The following is a 6,068-nucleotide window of genomic DNA, read 5'->3' on the forward strand; positions in this document are numbered from 1 at the left end:
TATTATGGTGATCCCCTGGGCGAAATGCGCCTGGTAAGCAGAGTTTTTGAAATGTAAGGCCTTTGAATAAGACAAAAGGCTGCCTCATCGCTAACTTTGCAACAGTGCCATGAAAACTGTCTCGTTTAACTCTAGATGATGAAAACGTAACACCAGGATGAGACGAAAACAACCCAAATGAGACAGAAAAACTGTCTCACCGGATTGACTGCTTTGGGTTTAGTCTTAACTGACACCACCTCCCAGGGCCTGATATAAAGCAACACTATCGACTAGGCGTTGTGCCTGGACCGCAACCATATTGATCCGGATTGACTGTGCCTGTTGCTGCGCGATGAGCAGTTGCAGGTAGCTGGCCGCGCCCAGCCGGTATTGCCGCTCGACCGACTGCAAGGAGGCCTGTGCAGCCATATCAGCGGCAGCGAGGGCAGTCAAAGTTTGTGCATCGCTTTCCACCGCGCGCAGGGTGTCGGCGACGTTACGCAAAGACTCCAATACGACGCTCTGGTAATTGGCTACGGCGGCATCAAAAGCGGCGAGCGCCGCTCTTTTTTCAGCGGGTAGCCCTGGATTAAAAAGAGGCTGGGTGAGCTGCGCAACCAGGCCCCACACTGCCGAGCCACCACCGAACAGGGCACCGGTGGTCAGCGCCTGAGAACCAAGGTTGGCGCTCAGGTTGATCTGTGGGTAGAGCTTGGCGACAGCCACACCATAGTCTGCATTGGCCGCATGCAACAGCGCCTCTGACGCCTGGATATCCGGTCGGCGGCGCACCAGTTCTGAGGGCACGACGAGCGGCATCTCGACGGGTAGAGTGAAATCGGCCAGAGTGAAGGCCGGGATGCCACCCGTGCCTGGGGCACGACCGGCTAGCACCGCCAGTAGATGTTCGGTTTGTTGCAGTTGTTTACGCAGCGCAGGCAGTTCTGCCCGCGTTTGCTCCGCCTGAGCTTGTAGGCTCAACGCTTCATCAGGTGAGGCCTGACCGATACGCACGCGTTCATGGGCCAGGCGCAGTTGCTCATCCTGCACGCGCAAAATGGCAGTAGTGGCTTCTAGTTGCGCGGCGAGGCGTGCTCGGGTAATGGCAGCGGTTGCCATGTTGCCGGCAAGGGCCAGGCGCGCAGCATTCAGTTCGAAGCGACGGTAGTCGGCGCGAGCAGCCAAGGCTTCGAGTGCGCGCCGGTTGCCGCCAGCCAGATCGAGGTTGTAATGCACGCCAACGCTGGCGTTGTAGAGGCTGAATTGACGTGCGTCTCCGCTCAACCCTTGGCTACTGGGACTCATTTGCTGGCGCTGAGATCCCAGTGCGACATCTACCTGTGGATATTGCGTCGAGCCCGCCTGTGCGGCAAGAAGCTCCTGCGCCTGTCGCAAATTGGCGCTGATGCTCGCCAGCGTCGGGCTGACATGGAAAGCTTCGTTTATCAGTCCGTCGAGTGCGGATGAACCCAAGCTTTGCCACCATTGCGTTTCGATCGGAAGCCCTTCGACTAGACGTTGTGTTTCGCCGAACTGCGTGGGAGCGGACACGGTTCTATCAGCTACCGGTGTTGCAGTGTAGCGAGCCACATCGGGTGCGGTGGGACGCTGAAAATCAGGGCCGGCGGCGCAGCCGGCCAGACCGGCGGTGACCAGACCAGCTACCAGGTAAGTTGCCGCAAGCCGTCTTTCGAGGCTGATGGGGCGCTGGCATGTTTTAGCGTGCTCCATAAAAATGCTCCACGAAAGGTTTACGGAAAGCTTGGTGGCAGCCCAAGCAGCTTTCCTGCACGTGGGCGAATGATTGGGTCACCGCCTTGCCGTCGCTGCTCGCAGCAGCCAGCTTCATGGCCAGCGCCGCCTCGTGAGTCTGCGCGTCAAAGTTTCTGAACTTGGTCGCATCAGCGCCGAGGTAAGCAAGGATGCGCATTTTTTCAGTAAGCGGTGGCTCGGGGTGTGCAGCAACTTTTGGGGCGAGCTGAACGACCTGAACCCATTCCTCCTGCGAAATCGCACCGGTAATAGCCTGCATGTTGCGCCCGAGTTCCTGCATGATCTTGCGTAGCGCCAGTGGCTCAACCTGGGTAGCGTCACCAGCCCAAGCTGGCAACTGAAAACCCCATAAAAGCAGGCAGGCCGTAACGGTCAGGGTGATAGTTCCAAATGCGTGGCTGTGTTTGCGGTGGGTCATGAAATTCTCCTGTAATTCAATCGTTCTCTCATTCGAACTCCCGCCCTTCGCCAGCTTCCTCATGGGTCACGCCGTCGCGGATGTGGTAGATGCGCTTGAATGTGGGGATGATCTTTTCGTCATGGGTGACGACGATGATGGCGGTCTCGAACTTCCGGGCCATGTCGTTGAGGATGCGGATTACAGCCATGGCGCGCTCGGAATCCAGCGGCGCAGTGGGTTCATCGGCCAGGATCACCGGCGGACGATTGACCAGTCCGCGCGCGATGGCGACCCGTTGCTGCTCGCCACCGGAGAGTTGCGAGGGCATTGCGCGAGCTCGGTGTTGCACATCAAGCGCTGTGAGCAATTCCAGTGCCTTCGCGCGCGACTCTCCATTCGCGACGCCTGCAAGCATCGGCAGCAGCGCCACGTTGTCGGTGACATCGAGAAACGGAATCAGGTACGGCGCCTGGAAAACGAAACCGATCTTGTCACGCCGTAAGGCGCGCAGGTCGCGGACTTTCCAGCCATCGGCGTAGATCACTTCATCGCCCAGCGTCATGCGACCGGCGGTCGGTTCGATCACCGCACCCAGACACTTGAGCAGCGTGCTCTTGCCGGACCCGGAAGGGCCGATCAGTCCCACCACTTCACCAGGCGCAACATGCATATTCACGTCTCTCAAGGCAAAGACAGCGGTGTCACCATCGCCATACCGCTTGCTTAAACTTTCGATGTGTATCCCTTTGCCACTCATCTCAACCTCCAATGGCTTCGGCCGGATCGACCTTGAGTGCTATGCGAATGGCGACGAGGCTAGCTAGAACGCAGATCACGAGCACGGCAAAAAAACCGGCGACAGAATCCATTGGCGTGAGCAGGACATATTTTGGAAAAGCCGGTGCTGAAAAGGTGGCTGTGATCTTGCCGACCACGAAGCCAATCACGCCCAGGGCGAGCGCCTGCTGCATGATCATCGCGGCGATGGTTCGGTTGCGTGTGCCGATGAGCTTCAACACCGCGATCTCACGGATTTTGTCCATCGTCAGCGAATAGATGATGAAGGCAACGATGGCCGCGCTAACGATGGCCAGAATCACAAGGAACATGCCGATCTGCTTGGCCGAGGTGGCGATCAGCTTGCCGACGAGGATGTCTTCCATCTGTGCCCGGGTGTAGACCGTCAAACGCTTCCAGCGCTGGATGGATTCGGCAACCTCGTCCGGCGCATGACCAGGTTTCAGAGTGACCAGCACGGCATTGACGAACGCGTTGCTGCTCTGTGAAGCAATCACGGCATCCAGCAAACCTGGATCACCGGGTCGATTGAAGACCGGGTTGGCTTCGGTGCGACGCCGGCTTTGCCAGATGGCATCGTTGTCCTTGAGGAACTGGGCCTCCTGGGCATCTTTGAGCGGAATGAATACCATCGGGTCGCCGCTGGACGACACCATACGCCGTGTCAGCCCCACGACGGTGTAATGATTGCGGCGAATGGTAAGACGATCTCCCAGTTTGAAGCCGGTGGCGATGTCGGCCACAGCCTCGTAGTGACCGCGCGTGATCTGGCGTCCAGCGACGAGATAAGGAGGCCATCCGGGTGTAGCCCCCAACGCACCGGGCGCGATGCCGACCACCATGGTGCGTACATCACTCTCGCCCTTGCGTACCTGCATGGTCAGGTAGGTCGCGTTCGCTGCCTGTGAGACTCCCGGCATGGCGAGAATGGCGCGATACACGTCATCGTTGAGGCTGGACGACTCCGCATAAGGACCCAGAGTATCCTTTTGCACCACCCAAAGGTCAGCGCCACTGTTGTCGAGCAACGCCTTGCCGTCGTCCACCATGCCTCGGTACACCCCAGCCATGACTAGGGTGACGCCGATCAGCAGACCCAGACCGATGCCGGTGAAGACGAATTTCCCCCAGGCATGGAGAATGTCGCGGCCGGCCAGGCTGATCATCGTGAAACTCCCGGGATATGCTCGACCACATGGATGCGGCTGCGCGCCGTCAGTGCCTTTTCGCTATAGGTCACAACCTGGTCCCCATTCTTGAGCCCTTCGCGCACCTGCACGTAACCATTGAGGTCGGAAGTGCCGAGCTTGACCGGGGAGAAATGCAGATCACCATCCACGATTTGCCAGACACCAACTTTATCGCCTTCACGCTGGACGGCAGCGTTGGGGATCAGTGGAGCGGCCGGGAGCGCCGGCAAGTCAACCGTGACTTCGGCCAGTTCACCCACTGGTGGCAAAGGTTCTGGTTTGTTATCGAATGTCACCTTGGCAAGCGTTTCCTCGGTTACCGCGTCGGCCTTGGGTTCCACCCGCAGCACGCGACCTTTCAAGGTCTGGCCACCACGCGAACGCAGGACGATATGAGCCGGCAGCCCCCCAGCCAGCCCCGATGCGCTGATCTGGTCGAAGCGCACATTGATCCACAAACTCTTGGGGTCGATCACTTCCACCACGGCCTGGCCCGCGACGATGGTCGTGCCGGGATCGGCATCGCGCACGGCGACTACACCGTCGACCGGCGCGATCAGGCGCAGATTGCTCCGCTGCGCGACGAGTGCTTCGCGGTCGGAGCGTGCCCGGGCAATATCTTCCCGAGCGGCGGATAGGGCGGCATCGGCGATCTGCAGTTCCTGCCGCTTGGTGGTGACGATTTCCTCGCTGGTCGAGCGCACCGCAAACAATTGCTCATAGCGGCGCGCCTGGGTTTGCGCGTAGGCTTGCCGGGCTTCTGCCTCGCGCAAAGCCGCTTCCGCCCGCTTGAATACAGACTCCTGTGAGCGCACCCGATCATCAAGGTCGACCGGCTCCATCTCGCCGAGCACCTGTCCGGCCTTGACCTGGTCGCCTACATGCACCTCCAGGCGTTTGACGCGCCCGGCAAACGTCGGCCCGATCTTGTAGGTGTAGCGCGCCTCCACCGTGCCGATGCCGAACAGCGCCGGTGTGATAGCCCGTGATTCCACGCTTGCCACCGTCACAGCGACCGGGGCGAGCGGCCCTGATCGCAGACCGACATAAATAAAAAGCACCAGCAAAGGAATGATGACGGCAAGCAGTGCCAGGGTGCGGCCTTGCAAGGGTAACTTTTTCATTGCGCACTCCTTATGCCACGCCGATAAATTGCAAAGACGCGCGGCGCATCGCGGTGCATACGTCCCACATCACCCGCCAACAGCGATTGCATGACCAAGCCCTGGATCGTGCCAATGAACAGCGTTGCCGCCGCCTCGTTGTCAAGCGAGGGAGACAACTCGCCGCTGGCCTTGCCTTTCTCGATGAGACGATGCAAACGTTCGCCGTAGCGCTGAATCAAGGTTTGCACCATGCGCTTGGCCGGTGTCGATTCGGCACGCTGAAGCTCACCAAACATCATTCTTGGCACGCCTGGGTGCTCAGCTACGAATTCGATATGACTCATGAACATCGCCTCCATGGCTGCCAAGGGCGACTCGATTCCTTGTGCGGATCGATCGATTCTGGCTAATAGGCGCTCTGCTACCCACTCCATGACCGCCTGCCAAATGGCTTCCTTGTTCGGGAAGTGCCGAAACAGCGCACCCTGGGTCAAGTTCATGTGTTTAGCGATAGCCGCAGTGGTTATCTCGCTTGGGTTTTGTGAACCGGCAAGCGCCACGACGGACTCGACAGTTACGGCACGACGTTCATCGGCCGGCAGATGCTTTGGATGGGTGTCCACGAGCACTCCTTGTAAGATAGTAATTGATTACTATCTTACCACAAGAGGCAACTCAAACAAGAGAAAACCCGACGTACTCGTCAATATCTAGAGTCTGCAATGGGCTTAACGTGCTTTATTTAATGAGATGGTCACTCCCTCCTTCCCAGTACTATGCTGAGGACAGGCTTTCATTCGGAGAACCATCATGGAAAAC

At 58.7% G+C, this 6,068-nt stretch carries 6 protein-coding genes; all 6 read right to left on the reverse strand.

All coding sequences use genetic code 11. The features are described from left to right. Positions 1–225: 225 nt before the first annotated feature. Genes C6A40_RS24280 through C6A40_RS24305 form a run of 6 tightly spaced genes read right to left on the reverse strand, consistent with a single transcriptional unit; the run spans position 226 to position 5,872 of the window. Entirely contained in the window at positions 226–1,713 is a 1,488-nt protein-coding gene (locus tag C6A40_RS24280) for an efflux transporter outer membrane subunit (RefSeq protein ID WP_011784757.1), read from the reverse strand. Further along, positions 1,700–2,173: a cytochrome c gene (locus tag C6A40_RS24285; RefSeq protein WP_016236502.1), complete on the reverse strand. Its 474-nt coding sequence runs from the start codon at positions 2,171–2,173 to the stop codon at positions 1,700–1,702. Before C6A40_RS24285 ends, C6A40_RS24280 begins: the two co-directional genes overlap by 14 nt. Positions 2,174–2,201: 28 nt before the next feature. Further along, on the reverse strand, positions 2,202–2,912 hold the full coding sequence (locus C6A40_RS24290) for an ABC transporter ATP-binding protein (protein WP_004393997.1): 711 nt from the start codon (positions 2,910–2,912) through the stop codon (positions 2,202–2,204). Position 2,913: 1 nt separating this feature from the next. Further along, a complete protein-coding gene (locus C6A40_RS24295) occupies positions 2,914–4,119 on the reverse strand; it encodes an ABC transporter permease (protein WP_000624215.1) in 1,206 nt (401 codons plus the stop codon). Then, entirely contained in the window at positions 4,116–5,267 is a 1,152-nt protein-coding gene (locus C6A40_RS24300) for an efflux RND transporter periplasmic adaptor subunit (RefSeq protein ID WP_016236501.1), read from the reverse strand. Before C6A40_RS24300 ends, C6A40_RS24295 begins: the two co-directional genes overlap by 4 nt. Then, positions 5,264–5,872, reverse strand: a complete 609-nt coding sequence (locus tag C6A40_RS24305) for a TetR/AcrR family transcriptional regulator (RefSeq protein ID WP_004393990.1) — start codon at positions 5,870–5,872, stop codon at positions 5,264–5,266. Before C6A40_RS24305 ends, C6A40_RS24300 begins: the two co-directional genes overlap by 4 nt. Positions 5,873–6,068: the final 196 nt, after the last annotated feature.

The sequence above is a fragment of the Enterobacter sp. GER_MD16_1505_Eko_090 genome (genome assembly GCF_003331015.1).
GTDB lineage: Bacteria > Pseudomonadota > Gammaproteobacteria > Enterobacterales > Enterobacteriaceae > Enterobacter > Enterobacter roggenkampii.

Coding starts and splice junctions, on each gene's coding strand:
- C6A40_RS24300 (WP_016236501.1), bottom strand. CDS start 5,267: ATGAAAAAGTTACCCTTGCAAGGCCGCACCCTGGCACTGCTTGCCGTC.
- C6A40_RS24280 (WP_011784757.1), bottom strand. CDS start 1,713: ATGGAGCACGCTAAAACATGCCAGCGCCCCATCAGCCTCGAAAGACGG.
- C6A40_RS24295 (WP_000624215.1), bottom strand. CDS start 4,119: ATGATCAGCCTGGCCGGCCGCGACATTCTCCATGCCTGGGGGAAATTC.
- C6A40_RS24285 (WP_016236502.1), bottom strand. CDS start 2,173: ATGACCCACCGCAAACACAGCCACGCATTTGGAACTATCACCCTGACC.
- C6A40_RS24290 (WP_004393997.1), bottom strand. CDS start 2,912: ATGAGTGGCAAAGGGATACACATCGAAAGTTTAAGCAAGCGGTATGGC.